Below are 18,606 nucleotides of genomic sequence, written 5' to 3'. Positions count from 1 at the left end.
CTTGATATTATTCAACAAAAACAAACACAGGACAATATTATCAATTTTGTCTAGTTATGTTAGTTTTTGTTGAGTATTCCAGAATGCTAGTTTAATATAACAATATAAAGATTTTTCAGTATTTTCAAAAAGGGGGATTCATTGTGGGTTTAGGTAAGAAATTGTCTGTTGCTGTCGCTGCTTCGTTTATGAGTTTATCAATCAGCCTTCCAGGTGTTCAGGCTGCTGAAGGTCATCAGCTTAAAGAGAATCAAACAAATTTCCTCTCCAAAAACGCAATTGCTCAATCAGAACTATCTGCACCAAATGACAAGGCTGTCAAACAATTTTTGAAAAAGAACAGCAACATTTTTAAAGGTGATCCTGCCAAAAGGCTGAAGCTTGTTGAAAGCACGACTGATGCTCTTGGGTACAAGCACTTCCGATATGCGCCTGTCGTTAACGGAGTGCCGATTAAAGATTCGCAAGTGATCGTTCACGTCGATAAATCCGACAATGTCTATGCGATCAATGGTGAATTACACAATCAATCTGCTGCAAAAACAGAAAACAGCCAAAAAGTCTCCTCTGAAAAAGCACTGGCACTTGCTTTCAAAGCTATCGGCAAATCACCAGACGCTGTCTCTAACGGAGCGGCCAAAAACAGCGATAAAGCTGAATTAAAAGCTGTAGAAACAAAGGACGGCAGCTATCGTCTTGCTTACGACGTGACGATTCGCTATGTCGAGCCTGAACCTGCAAACTGGGAAGTCTTAGTTGACGCCGAAACAGGCAGCATTTTAAAACAGCAAAATAAAGTAGAACATGCCGCCGCCACTGGAAGCGGAACAACTCTAAAGGGCGCAACTGTTCCTTTGAACATCTCTTATGAAAGCGGAAAATACGTTCTTAGAGATCTTTCAAAACCAACAGGCACCCAAATCATCACATATGACTTACAAAACAGACAAAGCCGCCTTCCGGGCACGCTTGTCTCAAGCACAACGAAAACATTTACTTCTTCATCACAGCGGGCAGCCGTTGACGCACACTATAACCTCGGAAAAGTGTACGATTATTTTTATTCAAACTTTAAACGAAACAGCTATGATAACAAAGGCAGTAAAATCGTTTCTTCCGTTCATTATGGCACTAAGTACAACAATGCTGCCTGGATAGGAGACCAAATGATTTACGGTGACGGCGATGGTTCATTCTTCTCTCCGCTTTCCGGTTCATTAGACGTGACTGCACATGAAATGACTCATGGCGTCACTCAAGAAACGGCCAACTTGATTTATGAAAATCAGCCGGGAGCACTAAACGAATCATTCTCTGACGTATTCGGTTACTTTAACGATACAGAGGACTGGGACATCGGTGAAGACATTACAGTCAGCCAGCCTGCTCTCCGCAGCCTGTCCAATCCGACAAAATACGATCAGCCTGATAATTACGCTGATTACCAAAACCTTCCAAACACAGATGAAGGCGATTACGGCGGCGTACACACAAACAGTGGAATCCCAAACAAAGCCGCTTACAACACAATTACAAAGCTTGGTGTATCTAAATCACAGCAAATCTATTACCGTGCATTAACAACGTACCTCACGCCTTCTTCAACGTTCAAAGATGCCAAGGCAGCTCTCATTCAGTCCGCCCGTGACCTTTACGGCTCTACTGATGCCTCTAAAGTTGAAGCAGCCTGGAATGCTGTTGGATTATAATATTAGGAAAAGCCTGAGATCCCTCAGGCTGTTACATGTATTCATTCTCTCTTCAGCATGAAAGGATGATGTTAAAAGATCAGAAACCGCTTCCAATTTGCGAAAAACAGCTGCAAGTGTGCAGCACAGGGAAAGCAGCAGTCGATCCTCCCTGATTCAACGCACAAAATTGATAGAGAAATTCTTCTAGCGACACTTGTTATGTGAAGATTGCGCGTCCAGTAAAGAGCAAAAACATTGACAAAAAAATTTATTTATGCTAAAATTTACTATTAATATATTTGTGTGTATAATAAGATTCTCCTGGCCGGGGGAATCTTATTTTTTTGTGGGAGGACCATTTCATGCGGAACAATGAGACCAGCTTAACGTCTTTGGTTTCAGCTTTTGCCCGTGCATATCACAGCCGATATGACACCCCTCTTATTTTTGATGATTTTATGGCAAAAGAACTCATTAATGAAAAAGAGTTTACAAATATCAATGAAAATATGATTCAAGGAATATCGTTTTTCAACAAAGAGATCGCCGAACGTCTTCAAAATGATCCTGAAAAAATATTAAAATGGGTTGTACAAATCCAGCTGTCGCCCACGCCCCTGGCACGTGCATCTTATTGTGAAAAAGTTTTGCACAATGAATTAATGCTGGGAGCAAAACAGTATGTCATTCTTGGAGCAGGACTGGATACTTTCTGTTTTCGGCATCCAGAATTAGAAAACAGCTTACAGGTTTTCGAAGTGGATCATCCAGCTACACAGCAATTCAAAAAAAATAAGCTAAAGGACGCAAATCTGGCAATTCCGGGTCATCTTCATTTTGTTCCTATGGATTTTAGCAACATGTTTTCATATGAGCCTCTCATAGAAAACGGATTTGAGAACACAAAAACATTTTTCAGTCTTCTGGGAGTGTCTTATTATTTAACGCATGAAGAAATTGCGAGCCTCATCAGCAATTTATTTTCTCATGTCCCGGCTGGAAGCTCTATTGTTTTTGATTATGCGGACGAAACACTCTTTACAGCAAAAGGAACGTCGAATCGAGTAGAACATATGGTGAAAATGGCTGCCGCAGGCGGAGAACCGATGAAATCGTGTTTCGCTTATCAGGAGATTGAACACCTGTTAGCATCATCTGGTTTACTGATCTATGAACATCTATCACCAGACGACATTAATGACCATTTCTTCGGCAATCGAAAAGACAATTTGTCAGCGTTTGAAACGATTCATTATATTCATGCGGTAAAAAAATAATTTTTAAATCATTAAAAGCCTCTCAATGCTTGAGAGGCTTTTGATGGTACCCGCACGCAGCTTATGCTAAAGGCTTCACCAGGATCATAAATGATTTGCCTTTCTCATCTTTTTCCGTTTTCAGCTGTTCAAAACCGCATTGGCTTAAAAACAATATCCATTCCCTGCGCTCAATGGGAACACCCGCAAACATCGCTTTATGTTTCGCTCTAAGCAATTTGCTGATCTGTTCAATGATCACCTTCGCATATCCCTTTTTTTCTTCAGCCGGGTCAATCAGCACCGTTCCGAGCCACGGCTTACCGTTTGAAGGAGACCATTCGAGATGATAGCTGACGGCAACAGGCAGACCGTCTTTTTCCCACACAAGCCATGACCCGTTGTACATGGAGTAGGAGATGATATAGTCTTCTGCATTTTTATCCCCAAACTCCTCCTCTCTCCATACAGGATGAGCCTCCGCGAGCTTTTCTAATAAGCTGAGATCATCCTGCTCAAATGGCCTACTTCCCAGCATGAAGATACTCTTCAAATATCGTTTTATGTATAGATGGGTTACCGGCTAGCACACTGTGGTTTTCTAAAAAGGTAAACGCCGATCCTTCGATGGTCGTATAGATGCCCCCTACTTCATTTAACAGCACACAGCCTGCTGCATAATCCCATGGCGCAAGCCGCATTGTGATGTAAGCATCTATCCTTCCTGCCGCGACATTTGCCAGCTCTAAAGCGGCAGAACCGTAGGAGCGTGTGCCTCTGACTCTTTTCACAAGTGGCGCTAACACATTTTGATCAATTCTTCTGTTTTCCGTTACCCATGTTGCATTAATGGCAAGAATCGCTTCTTCAATGACGGTTTCTTTTAAAGGAGCCAGCTTCGTTTCATTCATGTAAGCTCCTCTGCCGCTAAATGCGTGATACAGCTCATCGTGCACCACATCATAAATTAAACCGATTTTTCCTTCACCGTTTTCAAAAATCCCAATTGAAATCGCAAAATTTCTTTGCTGGTGCACAAAATTCATCGTCCCGTCAATCGGGTCGATAATCCAGACGACTCCCTCCAGTGAGTGGAGTTTGTCTCCTTGCCCTTCTTCACCGAGTATGCGGTGTCCCGGAAACGTTTCTTGAATTCGATCAATGAAAAACTTTTCGGTTTCTTTGTCAATATTGGTGACTAAATCATTCGGATTTGATTTCGTTTCAATTGTCAGGCTTTCATGCATAGATTGTTTAATTCTCGCGCCTGCTTCTCTTATCCATTTTTTTGCAATCTCATCAATTTCCGTCCAATTTGTCATTCGTGCGTACCTCTCTTCTATGTAGACCTTTATTTTATAGGATACTGATAACGGCGGTGAAAAAGCAAGGAAAATGAAAAATATCCCTTCTCATGTAAAAACGAACCATTCATGCGGTTCGTTTTCACTATCGCTTTTTACCCGTTAAGACGAATCCATTCTTTTCTAAGTCGCTCAAGTTTGTTTTTGCTTTGTTCAATCTGCTCTTCATTTTCTTTTTGCATTGCTTCATATAGGGTTGCCAATTCATAATCAACCTCTAGTCTCCAGACAGCAACACGATTGTTTTTCTCTTCCTTAAATCCCTCTTTTACAACTTGCCTCATTGTCTTTCGCCCCTTCCAGAGATCATTTGTTTGTAAGAAAGCATCCCATTTTGCCATTCAACAATGATTACTTCTTATATCGTATGATTGTTCTATTTACGCGCAACATGATTCTGAAAATTGTGTGTTTACCTATTCGTTTATTACCACATTTCCCCTTACTTCAAACGCGCTCAATCTTTTTGAAGCTCGTATGAACTGTGATAAAATATGTATACTTAGCATGAAGGAGGAAAATCATGACACAAATGCGTTTCACTGAAGAAGACTTTAATACATTTACAATAGAAGGCTTAGACGCGCGCATGGAGGTATTAAAAGAGACGGTCCGCCCCAAGCTTACAGCTCTAGGCGAACATTTTGCCCCGACTTTAACAGCATTAACCGGAGATGAAATGTTTCCGCATGTGGCAAAGCACGCAAGAAGATCTGTCAATCCCCCTGCTGACAGCTGGGTGGCGTTCGCAAACAGCAAAAGAGGCTATAAAAAACTGCCGCATTTCCAGATTGGTTTATGGGAAAGCCACGTCTTTGTGTGGTTCGCAATTATTTATGAATCCCCTATCAAAGAAGAATACGGCAAATTGCTTGAAGCAAATCAGGAAACCATTACGAAAAATATTCCTGACAGCTTCGTTTGGTCCGCGGATCACACAAAACCGGGAGTACATAAACAGTCTGAAATGGACAAGGAGCAGCTGAAGACTCTGTTTGAGCGTTTGCAGACTGTAAAGAAAGCCGAGCTGTTATGCGGCATACAGCTTCAAAAAGAAGAAGTATTGAATATGAATAACCAAGAATTCCTTCAGCATATCGACGACGCCTTTAAGCAGCTTGCTTTTCTGTACCGTCTCACCCAAAAAGTATCACAAGCATAAAAAAGAGCCGGGCTATCCCCCGGCTCTTTTTCCTACATTTTAATCTTCGCCTGATCAGATTCTCTCGCCTGTTTGACCGTGCGATATGGAGAATATGTACTTTGTTCCTCAAACTCGCCGCATAGCTTTTTTTCCTCTGCCTTCCCCGGCACAATTTCCTTGAAACGGCGGTAAGCTTTAAGCAGTTCTTCGCGGTCTGCCCCTTTTTCATATGCTAGCTCAACCTGCTGGAAAAATGCAATCACATCTACTGCTTCTTCGGTTGTCCAGTCTTCGTTCATCGGATATTGGTACTCCATTTTCTTCACTCCTTATAAAATTACTTCCTTTAAGAGAAAGCATCTTCATTAGATCATAAATTGTTCTTTACATTCTTTCAAGTTCATAATATAATTCATTTGTTTTACGTCTAAAAAACGGTTGAGAAACTGATTTTAATACACACTATTATGCATAGGTATGATTACAAAGGTGGGAAAACAATTGTCGCAACATGAAACACCCTTATATACAGGACTGAAAAAGCATGCAAGCAGACAGCCTGTTCAATTCCACATTCCCGGCCACAAAAAAGGGGCAGGAATGGACCCGGAATTCAGACAATTCATCGGTGAAAACGCGTTAAGCATAGATTTAATTAATATTGAACCATTAGACGATCTGCACGCGCCTAAAGGCATTATTAAACAAGCACAGGATCTTGCTGCTGAAGCATTTGGCGCGGATCACACATTTTTTTCTGTTCAAGGAACAAGCGGCGCCATTATGACAATGGTAATGGCTGTTTGCGGACCTGGCGATAAAATTATTATTCCAAGAAATGTTCATAAATCAATTATGACAGCTATTGTATTTTCCGGAGCGGTTCCAATTTTTATTCATCCTGAAATTGACAATGAATTGGGCATCTCGCACGGCATTACACTTGAATCTGCAAAACGGGCGCTTACCGAACATCCTGATGCAAAAGGGCTTCTCGTCATCAACCCGACATATTTCGGGGTTGCAGCCGACTTAAAAAGCATTGTGGAACTCGCTCATTCGTTTGATGTGCCAGTGCTTGTTGATGAAGCACACGGCGTTCACATTCACTTTCACGACGAATTGCCGCTATCGGCCATGCAGGCAGGAGCTGATATCGCAGCGACAAGTGTACACAAGCTGGGCGGATCACTCACGCAAAGTTCGATTTTAAACATGAGAGAGGGCCTTGTATCTAAAGACCGAGTGCAATCCATCCTGAGCATGCTGACAACGACGTCAACTTCTTACTTGCTTCTCGCTTCTTTGGATGTTGCCAGAAAACGCCTTGCAACAGAAGGCCGCGAGCTTGCTGAGGAGACACTCAAGCTTGCCAATCAGACGAGAGATCGCCTCAACCAGATTGGAGGCATTTATTGTGTCGGTTCTGAAATTCTTGGTTCGAAAGCAGCTTACAGCTATGATCCGACAAAATTGATTATCTCTGTGAAAAATCTTGGACTGACAGGACATGACGTTGAAAAATGGCTTCGTGAATCCTTTAATATTGAGGTTGAGCTTTCTGACCTGTACAATATTTTGTGTATTTTCACTCCTGGCGACAGCCAAAATGATGCAGACCAGCTTGTAGAGGCTTTAACTGAGATCGCACAGCAAATGTCAGAACAAGATGTCACACATCAGCAAACTGAGGTATTGCTTCCGGAAATACCTTTATTGGCAATGACTCCGCGTGATGCTTTCTATGCAAATACGGAAGTCATCCCATTGAAAGAAGCATCCGGACGGATTATCGCTGAATTCGTCATGGTATATCCGCCTGGTATTCCAATCTTCATTCCAGGAGAAATTATTACAGAAGAAAACATCAGCTACATTTTTAAAAACCTTGACGCAGGCCTCCCTGTTCAAGGACCCGAGGACTCGACTTTACATATGATCCGGGTCATCAAAGAGCAAAAAGCAATTCAATAAAAAATAAAAAGCATGCGGCTTAAAGCCGCATGCTTTTATTACTCTTCATCAACAGGACACTGGCATTGTCCGCAGCATGTTCCGTATAACGTTGTCACTTTCTCATCTTCAAAGTAATGAATGGCTTCGTTGCAATCTTGACAAACAATCGTTCCCATCTCTTATTCCCCATTTCTTTGAAATTTGAAAACGCTTAATTTCTTTTGTTGTTATTATATTAATATGACACATTTAAAATGTCAACAATAAACTGTATAACACATTTAATTTTAATTCATCATATACATCGTGTATTTCATTTTTACAATTTCTTATTCATACAGCAGCTTTATCCGATATATATGCCCTTAACACTAAGGTAATTTCACGTTTTCTTGAACTTTCATTAAAGAATGCAGCAATAAATTCAATATACCCCCAGGTTGCTATTTTAAACGATTGATATCATATGTAATCTCACTTTAAAAACGGTTTCAATTATATAACAATTAGGTAACAAGAAGCAGTTTAAGCCGCCTCTCGTGATAAACTAAAGCTAGTTAACTACTGTTTATACAGAGGAGAAGATAGATGCGATATCGCGCGGTATTCCCCATGCTGATAATAGTACTTGCTTTATCGGGCTGTACGCTTTCCACCATCAATCCGATGAAAAAAAGCCGGATTGACAACATTCATCATACACAAATCCTGTTTTTTTCTGATGAGAACCAAATAGACCAGGAAGCGCCTTATTACGACGCACTGCTTGATTTAGAAAAAGATTATCCCGAGCAAATAGATAAAATGAAGGTTTATGATAAAAAAGAAGGCTGGGAAGATGAGATTGAAACTGTCCCTACCCTTATGGTTGTTGATCAGCGCCATGTCGTGGTGAAAATCGAGGGATGTGTGAAAAAGAAAGAAGACATCATTAAACCATTACAGCACGTGCTGTCAAAATAAAAAAACAGCCCCGCTTTGAGCGAGGGCTGTTTTTGATGTTCAATTTATTTTACGATATGGATCGGACTTCCGATTGCCACTTCAGCTGCTTCCATTGTGATTTCGCCCAATGTTGGGTGAGCGTGAATTGTCATCGCGATATCTTCAGCAGTCATGCCGCCTTCGATCGCTAAGCTTAATTCAGAGATCATATCAGAAGCACTTGCTCCGGCGATTTGCGCACCGATCACAAGACCGTCTTCTTTACGAGTGATCAGCTTCATGAAGCCGTCTGTTTCGTTAAGAGAAAGCGCGCGTCCGTTTGCTGCAAATGGGAATTTAGCAGCAACAATGTCAAGACCTTCTTCTTTCGCCTGTGCTTCAGTGTAACCAACTGATGCAAGTTCAGGCTCAGAGAAAACAACCGCAGGAATACCAAGGTAATCGATTTCTGCAGGCTCTCCAGCGATAGCTTCTGCAGCGATTTTACCTTCGTAAGATGCTTTATGAGCAAGCGGCGGTCCTTCGATGATATCACCGATTGCATAAATGTTAGGTACGTTTGTGCGGCACTGTTTGTCAGTTTTCACGACACCGCGGTCTGTCATTTCAATACCGACTTGCTCAAGACCAAGCTCATCAGTGTTTGGACGGCGTCCTACTGTAATCAATACGTAATCAGCATCAACCGTTTTTTCTTCGCCTTTTACTTCGAAAGTAACTGTTACGCCGTCTGGTCTTTCTTCAACGCCTTTAGCCATCGCATTTGTATGGATTTCAACGTTTCCTTTTTTCTTCAGTCTGCGTGTAACAAGAGAACTCATTTGTTTTTCGAAGCCAGGAAGAATTTCTTCTCCGCCTTCAAGAATAACAAGCTCAGTACCGAAGTTAGCATACGCAGTTCCAAGCTCAGTACCGATGTATCCGCCACCGATAACAACAAGCTTTTTAGGAATTTCTTTAAGAGCTAAAGCGCCTGTTGAATTCAGGACACGCTCACTATATTTGAAGTTTGGCAATTCGATAGGACGAGAACCAGTAGCAATGATTGCGTTTTTGAACGTGTATGTTTGAGCAGAGTTCTCATCCATCACACGAACTGAATTGCTGTCTACAAAGTAAGCTTCACCTTTTACAACATCTACTTTGTTTCCTTTAAGAAGACCTGCTACACCGCCAGTAAGTTTGTTGACAACAGAAGCTTTCCATTCTTGAACTTTTGTGAAATCAACTGTTACGTTCTCAGCAGTGATTCCCATGTCATCAGAATGCTTTGCATTCTCATAACGATGACCTGCGTTGATCAGCGCTTTTGAAGGGATACATCCAACGTTCAGACAAACGCCTCCAAGAGTTGCTTTTTCAACGACTGTTACTTTTTGTCCAAGCTGTGCAGCGCGGATGGCAGCTACATAGCCGCCAGGTCCCGCACCAATTACAAGAGTATCTGTTTCAATAGGGAAATCTCCTACTACCATAACATTACGCCTCCATTAAAATTAATTGTGGATCGTTCAGTAAACGCTTGATGTGATTTAATGCATTTTGCGCAGTTGCTCCGTCGATCATACGGTGGTCGAAGCTGAGAGAAAGAGCTAAGACTGGAGCTGCTACGATTTCGCCATCACGAACAATCGCTTTTTCTGCAATGCGTCCGATACCAAGAATCGCAACTTCTGGATGGTTGATAACCGGAGTGAACCATTGTCCGCCGGCAGAACCGATGTTTGTAATTGTGCAAGATGCGCCTTTCATTTCAGCTGGAGCAAGCTTGCCTTCACGAGCTTTTGTTGCAAGGCCATTGATTTCATCAGAAATTTCAAAGACAGATTTACGATCTGCATTTTTCACAACCGGTACAAGCAAGCCTTTTTCAGTGTCAGCAGCGATACCGATGTTGAAGTAATGTTTTTGGATAACTTCATCTGTTTTATCGTCAATTGACGTGTTTAAAACAGGGAATTTTTTCAGTGCAGATGTAAGAGCTTTTACAACGTAAGGCAAGTAAGTCAGCTTGATTCCTTGATCAGCAGCAACTTGTTTGAACTGTTTACGATGTGCAACGAGGTTTGTTACGTCCACTTCGTCCATTAACGTTACGTGAGGAGCAGTGTGTTTAGAGTTAACCATCGCTTTCGCAATTGCTTTACGGATACCGCTCATTTTTTCGCGTGTTTCTGGGAATTCGCCCTCAGGAGCTGGTGCAGCAGCCGGTTTAGCAGCTGTTTCTTGTGGTGCAGCCGTTTCTTGCGGCGCAGCTTCTTGCGCTCCTCCGTTTACAAAGCTGTCGATATCCTCTTTGACAACACGTCCGTTGTTGCCAGAACCAGTTACTTTACGTATGTCTACGCCTTTTTCACGAGCATATTTGCGTACAGAAGGCATAGCGATCACGCGTTTGTTCGGGTCAACTTCAGCTTGGTCTTGCTGTCCTGCACCAGTAGCTTTTGCAGGCTCTTTAGCTTGCTCTTCTTTCGCAACGTCTTGTCCAGCTTCTGCAGTTGACTGAACTTGTGCTTCAGTTTTCGCTTCGTCAGACTCATCGCTGCCTTTAAATTGAAGATCTTCGTAACCAGGTGCATCAAACGTAATAATCGTTTGTCCAACAGTTGCAACCGTTCCCTCTTCAACTTTTAATTCTAATACTTTTCCTTTAACAGGTGAAGGAATTTCTACTACTGCTTTATCATTTTGGACTTCAGCCAGTACATCATCTTCGTCTACCTCGTCGTTAGGCTTGACAAACCATTTTACGATTTCGCCTTCGTGGATACCTTCCCCGATATCTGGAAGTTTAAATTCAAATGCCACAGTTCTCGACCTCCTAGTTTGATTAAGCAATTTTAAAGTTACATCGTAAGCATTGAAAACAGATATATAATAGAGGGAAAACGTCATCTTCCCTCTTGATTATGCAGTTTGATTAAAATTCAAGTACTTTTCTTGCTGTTTCAAGAACGTCTTTATGGTTTGGAAGCCATACGCTCTCAGCTTGAGAGAAAGGAAATACTGTATCAGGCGCAGCTACGCGAAGTACAGGTGCTTCCAAGCTCAAGATTGCACGGTCATTAATTTCTGCTACTACGTTTGCAGCAATACCGGCTTGTTTTTGCGCCTCTTGAACGACAATCGCGCGTCCTGTTTTTTCTACAGATGCGATGATTGTATCGATATCAAGCGGGCTTACAGTACGAAGGTCGACAACTTCAGCAGAAATGCCGTCTTTTTCAAGCTCCTCAGCAGCTTTTAATGATTCATGAACCATTGCGCCATAAGTGATGATTGAAAGATCAGTACCTTCACGTTTCACGTCAGCTTTTCCAAGCTCAATTGTGTATTCTTCTTCAGGAACTTCCTGACGGAAAGAACGGTAAAGCTTCATGTGCTCTAAGAAAACAACAGGATCGTTGTCTCTGATCGCAGAAATTAAAAGTCCTTTGGCATCGTAAGGAGTTGATGGAATAACAACTTTGATACCAGGCTGTTGTGCAACAAGACCTTCTAAGCTGTCAGCGTGAAGTTCAGGCGTATGAACACCGCCGCCGAATGGAGAACGAATTGTTACAGGTGAAGTCCAGCGTCCGCCAGAACGGTAGCGCATACGAGCCATTTGGCCGGAAACTGAATCCATTACTTCGTAAACAAATCCGAAGAATTGGATTTCCATTACCGGACGGAAGCCGTTTAAGCCTAAACCAAGGGCAAGACCGCCGATACCAGATTCAGCAAGTGGCGTGTCAAACACACGGTCTTCACCGAATTCTTTTTGCAATCCTTCTGTCGCACGGAATACGCCGCCGTTTACACCAACGTCTTCTCCGAAAACTAAGACATTTTCGTCATTTTTCAGTTCTGTGCGTAACGCATCCGTGATTGCTTGAATCATTGTCATTTGCGCCATGGCTTACTTCGACTCCTTCTGTGTATAAATTTCAAATTGCTCCTCAAGGTTGTGAGGCATTTTTTCGTACATGATTTTCATTAAATCAGTTACTTTTTGCTTCGGTTCAGCATCAGCTTTTTTGATCGCTTGCTTAATTTCTTCTTTCGCATCCTCAATTACTTTTGCTTCTTCTTCTTCAGACCATAAGCCTTTGTTTTCAAGGAACGCACGGAAGCGTACAAGCGGATCTTTTTGCTCCCACTCATTTTCGATTTCTTTTGTACGATATTTAGTAGGATCGTCACCAGCCATTGTGTGCGGGCCATAACGGAATGTAAGTGTTTCAATTAGTGTCGGACCTTCGCCGTTGACTGCACGCTCACGTGCTTCAGCAGTTGCTGCGTATACAGCAAGCGGATCCATTCCGTCTACTTGTACGCCAACAATACCGGCAGCTACAGCTTTTTGTGCAATTGTTTCAGCTGCAGATTGTTTTTCAACAGGAGTTGAAATCGCGTAACGGTTGTTTTGCACCACGAAGATTGCAGGTGCTTTATAAGCGCCGGCAAAGTTAATTCCTTCGTAGAAGTCCCCTTGAGAAGCTCCGCCGTCACCAGTGTAAGTGATTGCAACAGCTTTCTTACCGCGTTTTTTAAGACCTAGCGCAACACCGGCAGTTTGAATGTATTGAGCACCGATAATGATTTGTGGAGAAAGGGCATTCACATCATCAGGCATTTGGTTTCCTCTGAAATGTCCGCGAGAGAAAAGAAACGCTTGATATAATGGAAGGCCGTGCCAAATTAACTGAGGCACATCACGGTATCCAGGAAGAACAAAGTCTTCTTTTTCAAGCGCGAAATGCGTTGCAATCTGAGAAGCTTCTTGACCCGCAGTAGGAGCGTAAAATCCGAGACGTCCTTGACGGTTTAATGAGATAGAGCGCTGATCAAGCACACGCGTAAATACCATGCGGCGCATTAGCTCTTTTAATTGATCATCAGTTAAATCAGGCATCGCCGCTTCATTCACGACTTCTCCCTTTTCATTTAAAATTTGGAACGTTTCGAACTGCTTTTTAATGGCATCAAATTGCTTCTTACTGTCAACGATAGCTTTTTTCGTTTTTGCAGCCATACTAAGTCACCTCTTCCTTTCTTTTAAACAGTCATTAGACGTGCATTCCTTTATACATACAAACTTAGGGTACCCTAAAGTATCAGCAGTAAGTCGTATATATTTTAGCCGATCCCCAGTTTGCCAAAACCTTTTATGTAGGATAGTTACACTCTGCTTTGAACTGTATTATTTCGAAGTTGTAAAAAACTAATACAACACCGCTTAACATGGATTAGTTTACACCAAATAAAGAAGAGCCGTCAATCGTTTTCATCGCTGATTTTCAATAAATGTATTCGCTTTACATTTTCATTGAAAAAACAGATGTCAACTGCAACCAAAACTGTACTAGTATAACTCACTATGCTGTACTACAATAGAAATGAAAATTTTGAACAAAATCTGCATCGCATTTATTTAAAAAAGAGCTGATCGAGTCAGCTCTTTTTCACATGATAGCCTGCAGCATCATATAAATCTTCACGGGCTTTATTATATTTTTGCGTTTGCACATTAAATTCTCCGTTATATTTATGGATCTTTTCATAAGAAACATTAACTTTATCGATCTGCTGATCCAGATCATCTCTTGTCAAGTCTTTGTTTTTTAGCTGCATATACAGCTTTTTATTAAGCTTAAGCGCTTTTTGATACTCTTCATACATGGAGCCATATGATGTATACCTTTTCTCCATGTGGTTTGCTGCGGCATTGGCCTTTTCTTTTATGTCTTTTTCCTTAATATGTTCTGCTGACGTTTTTGCTTCTTCAAATTCCGATTCCGATTTTTTCATGCTGTCATTTTCAAGCTTCAGATGTTCTTCGCGCTTGCTGACATTTTCAAGCGCCTCATTAGATAAAGCTACAATTTTTTTATAATCATCCATATTGAGCTTTATCACACTATCGTAAAGCTGATTTTCTTTTGCCTCTAACTCTTTGAGTGTTTTTTGTTCTTCTTGAAACGGTTTTTCCGACTCTGCGGCTTTTTCTAATGAATGATGAAGTGAATCAACCGGGTCCTGCTCCATGCATCCTGTTAATATCAGTAGCATAGAACAAAAAGCTCCAATCATTATTACAGGCCGCCATTTTATTGCGTCTATCACGTTGAATCCCCCAATCTTGACAATTTCTACTATAGAATCCATGGGGACATTTGGCAATAGCTGTGCTGTATAAATGCATACTGAAATTAAATCAAAAAGTGAAAAATCAGGACAGATGACCATACAACTTTTTAGTTTTTACATAGGTTATAGTAGACGCTATGCCTACTTAATAAGGCTCTGGCGTAATTAAAAGAGGAGGTTATGTAATATGTATGGATATGGTTTCGGCGGAGGCTGCTGCGGTTATGGTGGTTACGGATATGGTGGCTACGGATATGGCTACGGCCGCACCTTTGCGCTAATCGTTGTTTTATTCATTCTGTTAATCATTGTCGGAGCTGCTTATTTAGGCGGAGGCTGTTGCTAACCACACAGCATGAACTTGACCAGCCATATACGGCTGGTCATTCGTTCGTTGCACCTTTGTGAAGAAATCCGATATAATTTACATATTAAGCTTTAGGAGTGAGTTTCTTGATTACTATGGAAAACATCGTACGTGACGGCCATCCAGCCCTCAGAGAGACTGCAGAACCAGTTGAGCTGCCTCCAACTGATGCAGAAAAACAGCAGCTGGCCGACATGATCGAATTTGTTAAAAACAGCCAAAATCCGGAATTAGCCGAAAAATACAAGCTGCGCCCTGGCGTAGGACTCGCAGCTCCTCAAATTAATATCAAAAAACGAATGATCGCCGTTCATGCGGAAGATGCTTCCGGCAAGTTGTACAGTTATGCACTGTTTAATCCTAAGATCGTCAGCCATTCAGTTGAAAAAAGCTACTTAACAAGCGGCGAGGGCTGCCTGTCTGTGGATGAAGCGATTCCCGGTTATATTCCCCGCTATGCTCGCATCAGAGTAAAAGGAACAACACTAGAAGGCGAAAACATTGATATTCGTTTAAAAGGGTTTCCGGCTATTGTGTTTCAGCATGAGATCGATCATTTGAACGGCGTTATGTTCTATGATCATATTGATAAGGAAAATCCTTTTCAAGAGCCTGAAAATGCAATCGCAATTGAACGCTAAAAGAAAAAACGGCTGGCATAATGCCAGCCGTTTCTTTATTTTAAAAGGCCCAATTCTTTGACAGCGTATGCAATTCCATCCTCGTCCACCGGCTTTGTTACAAAGTCCGCGATTTCCTTCAATTCAGGAACAGCATTTCCCATAGCAACGCCTGTTCCAACATATTCAATCATTTGCAGATCATTTAATCCGTCGCCGAAAGCATATGTATCTCCGACATCAAACGGAAGACGCTCGATGACTTTTTTGATCCCTTCTGCCTTCGAACCTCCGTGAGGCAAAACATCAGTCGATAGCTCATGCCAGCGCACTAGATCAAACTCAGGAAAAGCGGCATAAGCTTTTTCTTCTTCATCCTGACAGAATAAAAGAAGCTGAAAAATTTCTTTTCCTTCATAAAAAAGGTCATCGGTCTCCGGATAATCGGTTTTAAGGCTGCCGATTCCCTCGAGAATATGAGGGTGATCCGCAACAGTGGCTTTCATCGTGTCTTCAGCCATAAACACAACAGGATGTTTGTCTTTCCCCGCCTGTTTTAATAATCGTCTGATTGCATCTTCAGGCAGCGGATTTTTATAAATCACTTGATTTTCAAAGACAACATACTGTCCATTGTAGGAAATAAATGAGTTGATCCCAAGCTCCTCCAAAATCGGCTTAACCATAAACGGCGACCGGCCGCTGGCAATAAACACATGATGCCCTTGGCGCTGCAGCTCCGCCACGGTTTTTCTCGTACTTTCCGGTATATTCTTACCATGATCATATAACGTGCCGTCAATATCAAAAAAGATTAATTTTGAATCCATCGCAACTTCCCCTTTATCGTCTAGTTCTGCAATTCCCACCCTCATCATACAAAAAGTTTGTCATTCAGCAAACAATTTCGTTCAAAAATCATATTAAATTCCATTAATAACCACGAAAAGTCTTCCTTAATCTCCGTATACTATTAGTATAAAAGAACTCTGGGACAAATTTTTTATTAAAGGGGGACTGGCTAATGCTGCGTAAATTAAGAAAGAAACTCAGAAGACAATGGAACGGAATGCTCCGCAAGAAAGCCATTGCCTGACAAGGGATCTTTCACTTTTTGAGAGGTCCTTATTTTGCTCAAGGCTTTCCTTATATTCCGTTTTCGAATATAATAGAATGAGCGAGTCTAACATACGGCATTTAAGGAGAGATTTGGAATGATTTATAAGGTATTTTATCAAGAAAAGGCTGACGAAGTACCTGTACGGGAAAAGACAGATTCACTTTATATTGAAGGCGTATCTGAGCGTGACGTCAGAACAAAGCTGAAAGAAAAGAAATTTAATATTGAGTTTATTACACCTGTGGATGGTGCATTCTTAGAATATGAACAACAGAGCGAAAATTTTAAAGTATTGGAGTTATGAGCGGTATGAAATTTGTAAAAAATGATCAGACTGCTGTTTTCGCCCTCGGAGGTTTGGGCGAAATCGGTAAAAATACGTACGCGGTGCAATTCCAAGATGAAATTGTGCTGATTGATGCGGGGATCAAGTTTCCCGAGGACGAACTGCTCGGAATTGACTACGTTATCCCTGATTATACGTATTTAGTCAAAAACGAAGATAAAATTAAAGGGCTTTTTATCACCCACGGTCACGAAGACCACATCGGCGGTATTCCATATCTGCTCAGACAAGTGAATATTCCTGTATACGGCGGAAAACTCGCGATCGGCTTACTTCGGAATAAACTTGAAGAGCATGGATTATTAAGACAAACGAAACTAAACATTATCGGCGAGGATGATATCGTAAAGTTCCGCAAAACGGCCGTGTCATTCTTTAGAACGACACACAGTATTCCAGATTCCTACGGCATTGTTGTAAAAACGCCACCTGGAAACATCGTACATACTGGGGATTTCAAATTCGACTTTACTCCAGTCGGAGAGCCAGCAAACTTAACGAAAATGGCCGAAATCGGAAAAGAAGGCGTTTTATGCCTTCTTTCAGACAGCACAAACAGTGAAAACCCTGAGTTCACCATGTCTGAGCGCCGTGTAGGAGAAAGCATTCATGACATTTTCCGCAAGGTGGACGGCCGAATTATCTTCGCTACATTTGCGTCGAATATTCACCGCTTGCAGCAGGTAATCGAGGCTGCTGTACAAAATGGAAGAAAAGTTGCCGTATTTGGACGCAGTATGGAATCGGCTATCGAAATTGGACAGACACTCGGTTATATTAACTGTCCTAAAAATACGTTTATTGAGCATAACGAAATCAATCGTATGCCTGCTAATAAAGTAACGATTTTATGTACAGGAAGCCAAGGGGAACCAATGGCGGCGTTATCAAGAATTGCAAATGGCACACACCGCCAAATTTCAATCAATCCTGGAGATACAGTCGTATTTTCTTCATCCCCTATCCCAGGCAACACAATCAGTGTGAGTCGGACGATCAACCAGCTGTATCGTGCGGGTGCTGAGGTTATTCACGGCCCTCTTAACGATATCCATACATCTGGTCACGGCGGGCAGGAAGAACAGAAGCTGATGCTTCGTTTAATCAAGCCTAAATTCTTCATGCCGATTCACGGTGAGTACAGAATGCAAAAGATGCATGTCAAGCTTGCAACAGATTGCGGCATCCCAGAGGAAAACTGCTTTATCATGGATAACGGTGAAGTATTAGCGCTTAAAGGCGATGAGGCTTCGGTTGCAGGAAAAATCCCGTCCGGTTCAGTATACATTGACGGAAGCGGTATCGGTGATATTGGCAATATCGTACTTCGTGATCGCAGAATTCTTTCTGAAGAAGGCCTTGTCATCGTTGTTGTCAGCATTGACATGGACGACTTCAAGATTTCAGCGGGTCCTGATTTGATTTCCAGAGGATTTGTATATATGAGAGAATCTGGCGACTTGATTAACGACGCTCAAGAGCTCATTTCAAATCACTTACAAAAAGTAATGGAACGAAAAACGACTCAATGGTCTGAAATCAAAAACGAGATTACAGACACTCTTGCACCTTTCTTGTACGAAAAAACAAAGCGCCGTCCGATGATCCTGCCGATCATTATGGAGGTTTGAAAAAAAAGATGCACTCACTTAGGGAGTGCATCTT

General features: G+C 41.8%; 20 protein-coding genes. 9 read left to right on the top strand and 11 right to left on the bottom strand.

The window, feature by feature from the left end; translation table 11 throughout:
* Positions 1-143 precede the first annotated feature (143 nt).
* Positions 144-1,709, top strand: coding sequence for a neutral metalloprotease NprE (gene nprE / locus MY9_RS08115; protein WP_014663842.1), 1,566 nt, complete (start codon positions 144-146; stop codon positions 1,707-1,709).
* Between the two features lie 344 nt (positions 1,710-2,053).
* On the top strand, positions 2,054-2,968 hold the full coding sequence (locus MY9_RS08110) for a class I SAM-dependent methyltransferase (RefSeq protein ID WP_014663841.1): 915 nt from the start codon (positions 2,054-2,056) through the stop codon (positions 2,966-2,968).
* Between the two features lie 61 nt (positions 2,969-3,029).
* On the opposite strand, the gene MY9_RS08105 is transcribed toward MY9_RS08110, so the two are convergent.
* The 3 genes from MY9_RS08105 to MY9_RS08095 all read right to left on the bottom strand — a co-directional run bounded on the left by MY9_RS08105 (position 3,030) and on the right by MY9_RS08095 (position 4,595).
* Complete coding sequence (locus tag MY9_RS08105; protein WP_014663840.1) at positions 3,030-3,485, bottom strand: GNAT family N-acetyltransferase; 456 nt, start codon at positions 3,483-3,485, stop codon at positions 3,030-3,032.
* Positions 3,472-4,269: an inositol-1-monophosphatase gene (suhB, locus tag MY9_RS08100; protein WP_014663839.1), complete on the bottom strand. Its 798-nt coding sequence runs from the start codon at positions 4,267-4,269 to the stop codon at positions 3,472-3,474. Before suhB ends, MY9_RS08105 begins: the two co-directional genes overlap by 14 nt.
* 137 nt (positions 4,270-4,406) lie before the next feature.
* Positions 4,407-4,595 carry a hypothetical protein gene (locus MY9_RS08095; RefSeq protein ID WP_009967148.1) on the bottom strand — a complete coding sequence of 63 codons (189 nt, stop codon included), beginning with the start codon at positions 4,593-4,595 and terminating at the stop codon, positions 4,407-4,409.
* A gap of 239 nt (positions 4,596-4,834) precedes the next feature.
* Between MY9_RS08095 and MY9_RS08090 the strand changes: the two genes are divergently transcribed.
* Positions 4,835-5,473: a YktB family protein gene (locus MY9_RS08090; RefSeq protein ID WP_014663838.1), complete on the top strand. Its 639-nt coding sequence runs from the start codon at positions 4,835-4,837 to the stop codon at positions 5,471-5,473.
* Between the two features lie 32 nt (positions 5,474-5,505).
* Here the strand turns inward: MY9_RS08090 and MY9_RS08085 are convergent, their stop codons facing one another.
* Positions 5,506-5,772, bottom strand: a complete 267-nt coding sequence (locus MY9_RS08085) for a UPF0223 family protein (RefSeq protein WP_014663837.1) — start codon at positions 5,770-5,772, stop codon at positions 5,506-5,508.
* 184 nt (positions 5,773-5,956) lie between these two features.
* Here MY9_RS08085 and speA point away from each other — a divergent pair, with 184 nt between their 5' ends.
* Positions 5,957-7,429: an arginine decarboxylase gene (gene speA, locus MY9_RS08080; RefSeq protein ID WP_014663836.1), complete on the top strand. Its 1,473-nt coding sequence runs from the start codon at positions 5,957-5,959 to the stop codon at positions 7,427-7,429.
* A 38-nt stretch (positions 7,430-7,467) separates the two neighbouring features.
* Here the strand turns inward: speA and MY9_RS21120 are convergent, their stop codons facing one another.
* Positions 7,468-7,587, bottom strand: coding sequence for a GapA-binding peptide SR1P (locus tag MY9_RS21120; RefSeq protein WP_003232305.1), 120 nt, complete (start codon positions 7,585-7,587; stop codon positions 7,468-7,470).
* A gap of 412 nt (positions 7,588-7,999) precedes the next feature.
* Between MY9_RS21120 and slp the strand changes: the two genes are divergently transcribed.
* Positions 8,000-8,374 (top strand): peptidoglycan-associated lipoprotein Slp, encoded by a 375-nt coding sequence (slp, locus tag MY9_RS08075; RefSeq protein WP_040083253.1) that lies wholly within the window; start codon positions 8,000-8,002, stop codon positions 8,372-8,374.
* A 44-nt stretch (positions 8,375-8,418) separates the two neighbouring features.
* On the opposite strand, the gene lpdA is transcribed toward slp, so the two are convergent.
* The 5 genes from lpdA to MY9_RS08050 form a co-directional block, all read right to left on the bottom strand.
* Positions 8,419-9,831 (bottom strand): dihydrolipoyl dehydrogenase, encoded by a 1,413-nt coding sequence (gene lpdA, locus MY9_RS08070; RefSeq protein WP_014663834.1) that lies wholly within the window; start codon positions 9,829-9,831, stop codon positions 8,419-8,421.
* A gap of 4 nt (positions 9,832-9,835) precedes the next feature.
* Positions 9,836-11,164 carry a pyruvate dehydrogenase complex dihydrolipoyllysine-residue acetyltransferase gene (gene pdhC, locus MY9_RS08065; RefSeq protein WP_014663833.1) on the bottom strand — a complete coding sequence of 443 codons (1,329 nt, stop codon included), beginning with the start codon at positions 11,162-11,164 and terminating at the stop codon, positions 9,836-9,838.
* A gap of 112 nt (positions 11,165-11,276) precedes the next feature.
* Complete coding sequence (pdhB, locus tag MY9_RS08060) at positions 11,277-12,254, bottom strand: pyruvate dehydrogenase complex E1 component subunit beta (RefSeq protein WP_014113660.1); 978 nt, start codon at positions 12,252-12,254, stop codon at positions 11,277-11,279.
* 3 nt (positions 12,255-12,257) lie between these two features.
* Positions 12,258-13,373 (bottom strand): pyruvate dehydrogenase (acetyl-transferring) E1 component subunit alpha, encoded by a 1,116-nt coding sequence (pdhA, locus tag MY9_RS08055; RefSeq protein WP_014663832.1) that lies wholly within the window; start codon positions 13,371-13,373, stop codon positions 12,258-12,260.
* 419 nt (positions 13,374-13,792) lie between these two features.
* On the bottom strand, positions 13,793-14,464 hold the full coding sequence (locus MY9_RS08050; protein ID WP_041521325.1) for a YkyA family protein: 672 nt from the start codon (positions 14,462-14,464) through the stop codon (positions 13,793-13,795).
* Positions 14,465-14,675: 211 nt separating this feature from the next.
* Here MY9_RS08050 and MY9_RS08045 point away from each other — a divergent pair, with 211 nt between their 5' ends.
* Together MY9_RS08045 and def are read left to right on the top strand one after the other, a co-directional pair.
* Positions 14,676-14,834 carry a YjcZ family sporulation protein gene (locus MY9_RS08045; protein WP_014663830.1) on the top strand — a complete coding sequence of 53 codons (159 nt, stop codon included), beginning with the start codon at positions 14,676-14,678 and terminating at the stop codon, positions 14,832-14,834.
* Positions 14,835-14,941: 107 nt separating this feature from the next.
* Positions 14,942-15,496 carry a peptide deformylase gene (def, locus tag MY9_RS08040; RefSeq protein WP_041521324.1) on the top strand — a complete coding sequence of 185 codons (555 nt, stop codon included), beginning with the start codon at positions 14,942-14,944 and terminating at the stop codon, positions 15,494-15,496.
* Positions 15,497-15,531: 35 nt separating this feature from the next.
* On the opposite strand, the gene MY9_RS08035 is transcribed toward def, so the two are convergent.
* Complete coding sequence (locus MY9_RS08035; protein ID WP_014663828.1) at positions 15,532-16,305, bottom strand: Cof-type HAD-IIB family hydrolase; 774 nt, start codon at positions 16,303-16,305, stop codon at positions 15,532-15,534.
* 384 nt (positions 16,306-16,689) lie between these two features.
* On the opposite strand from MY9_RS08035, the gene rnpZA reads away from it, so the two are divergent.
* Both rnpZA and rnjA read left to right on the top strand, forming a co-directional pair.
* Positions 16,690-16,899: an RNA polymerase subunit omega 1 gene (gene rnpZA / locus MY9_RS08030; protein ID WP_003222303.1), complete on the top strand. Its 210-nt coding sequence runs from the start codon at positions 16,690-16,692 to the stop codon at positions 16,897-16,899.
* Between the two features lie 5 nt (positions 16,900-16,904).
* Positions 16,905-18,572 (top strand): ribonuclease J1, encoded by a 1,668-nt coding sequence (rnjA, locus tag MY9_RS08025; RefSeq protein ID WP_003245660.1) that lies wholly within the window; start codon positions 16,905-16,907, stop codon positions 18,570-18,572.
* Positions 18,573-18,606: the final 34 nt, after the last annotated feature.

This window comes from Bacillus sp. JS (assembly GCF_000259365.1).
Classification (GTDB): domain Bacteria; phylum Bacillota; class Bacilli; order Bacillales; family Bacillaceae; genus Bacillus; species Bacillus stercoris.
The sequence above is the reverse complement of the archived record's forward strand: the minus strand, read 5'-3'. Positions and strand labels throughout refer to the sequence as shown.

Excerpts from the sequence above, each read along its gene's own strand:
- MY9_RS08085 (WP_014663837.1), bottom strand. The coding sequence starts at position 5,772 with ATGGAGTACCAATATCCGATGAACGAAGACTGGACAACCGAAGAAGCA.
- lpdA (WP_014663834.1), bottom strand. The coding sequence starts at position 9,831 with ATGGTAGTAGGAGATTTCCCTATTGAAACAGATACTCTTGTAATTGGT.
- MY9_RS08045 (WP_014663830.1), top strand. The coding sequence starts at position 14,676 with ATGTATGGATATGGTTTCGGCGGAGGCTGCTGCGGTTATGGTGGTTAC.
- MY9_RS08105 (WP_014663840.1), bottom strand. The coding sequence starts at position 3,485 with ATGCTGGGAAGTAGGCCATTTGAGCAGGATGATCTCAGCTTATTAGAA.
- pdhB (WP_014113660.1), bottom strand. The coding sequence starts at position 12,254 with ATGGCGCAAATGACAATGATTCAAGCAATCACGGATGCGTTACGCACA.
- pdhA (WP_014663832.1), bottom strand. The coding sequence starts at position 13,373 with ATGGCTGCAAAAACGAAAAAAGCTATCGTTGACAGTAAGAAGCAATTT.
- suhB (WP_014663839.1), bottom strand. The coding sequence starts at position 4,269 with ATGACAAATTGGACGGAAATTGATGAGATTGCAAAAAAATGGATAAGA.
- MY9_RS21120 (WP_003232305.1), bottom strand. The coding sequence starts at position 7,587 with ATGGGAACGATTGTTTGTCAAGATTGCAACGAAGCCATTCATTACTTT.
- rnjA (WP_003245660.1), top strand. The coding sequence starts at position 16,905 with ATGAAATTTGTAAAAAATGATCAGACTGCTGTTTTCGCCCTCGGAGGT.
- MY9_RS08095 (WP_009967148.1), bottom strand. The coding sequence starts at position 4,595 with ATGAGGCAAGTTGTAAAAGAGGGATTTAAGGAAGAGAAAAACAATCGT.
- rnpZA (WP_003222303.1), top strand. The coding sequence starts at position 16,690 with ATGATTTATAAGGTATTTTATCAAGAAAAGGCTGACGAAGTACCTGTA.
- MY9_RS08090 (WP_014663838.1), top strand. The coding sequence starts at position 4,835 with ATGACACAAATGCGTTTCACTGAAGAAGACTTTAATACATTTACAATA.
- MY9_RS08110 (WP_014663841.1), top strand. The coding sequence starts at position 2,054 with ATGCGGAACAATGAGACCAGCTTAACGTCTTTGGTTTCAGCTTTTGCC.
- MY9_RS08035 (WP_014663828.1), bottom strand. The coding sequence starts at position 16,305 with ATGGATTCAAAATTAATCTTTTTTGATATTGACGGCACGTTATATGAT.
- slp (WP_040083253.1), top strand. The coding sequence starts at position 8,000 with ATGCGATATCGCGCGGTATTCCCCATGCTGATAATAGTACTTGCTTTA.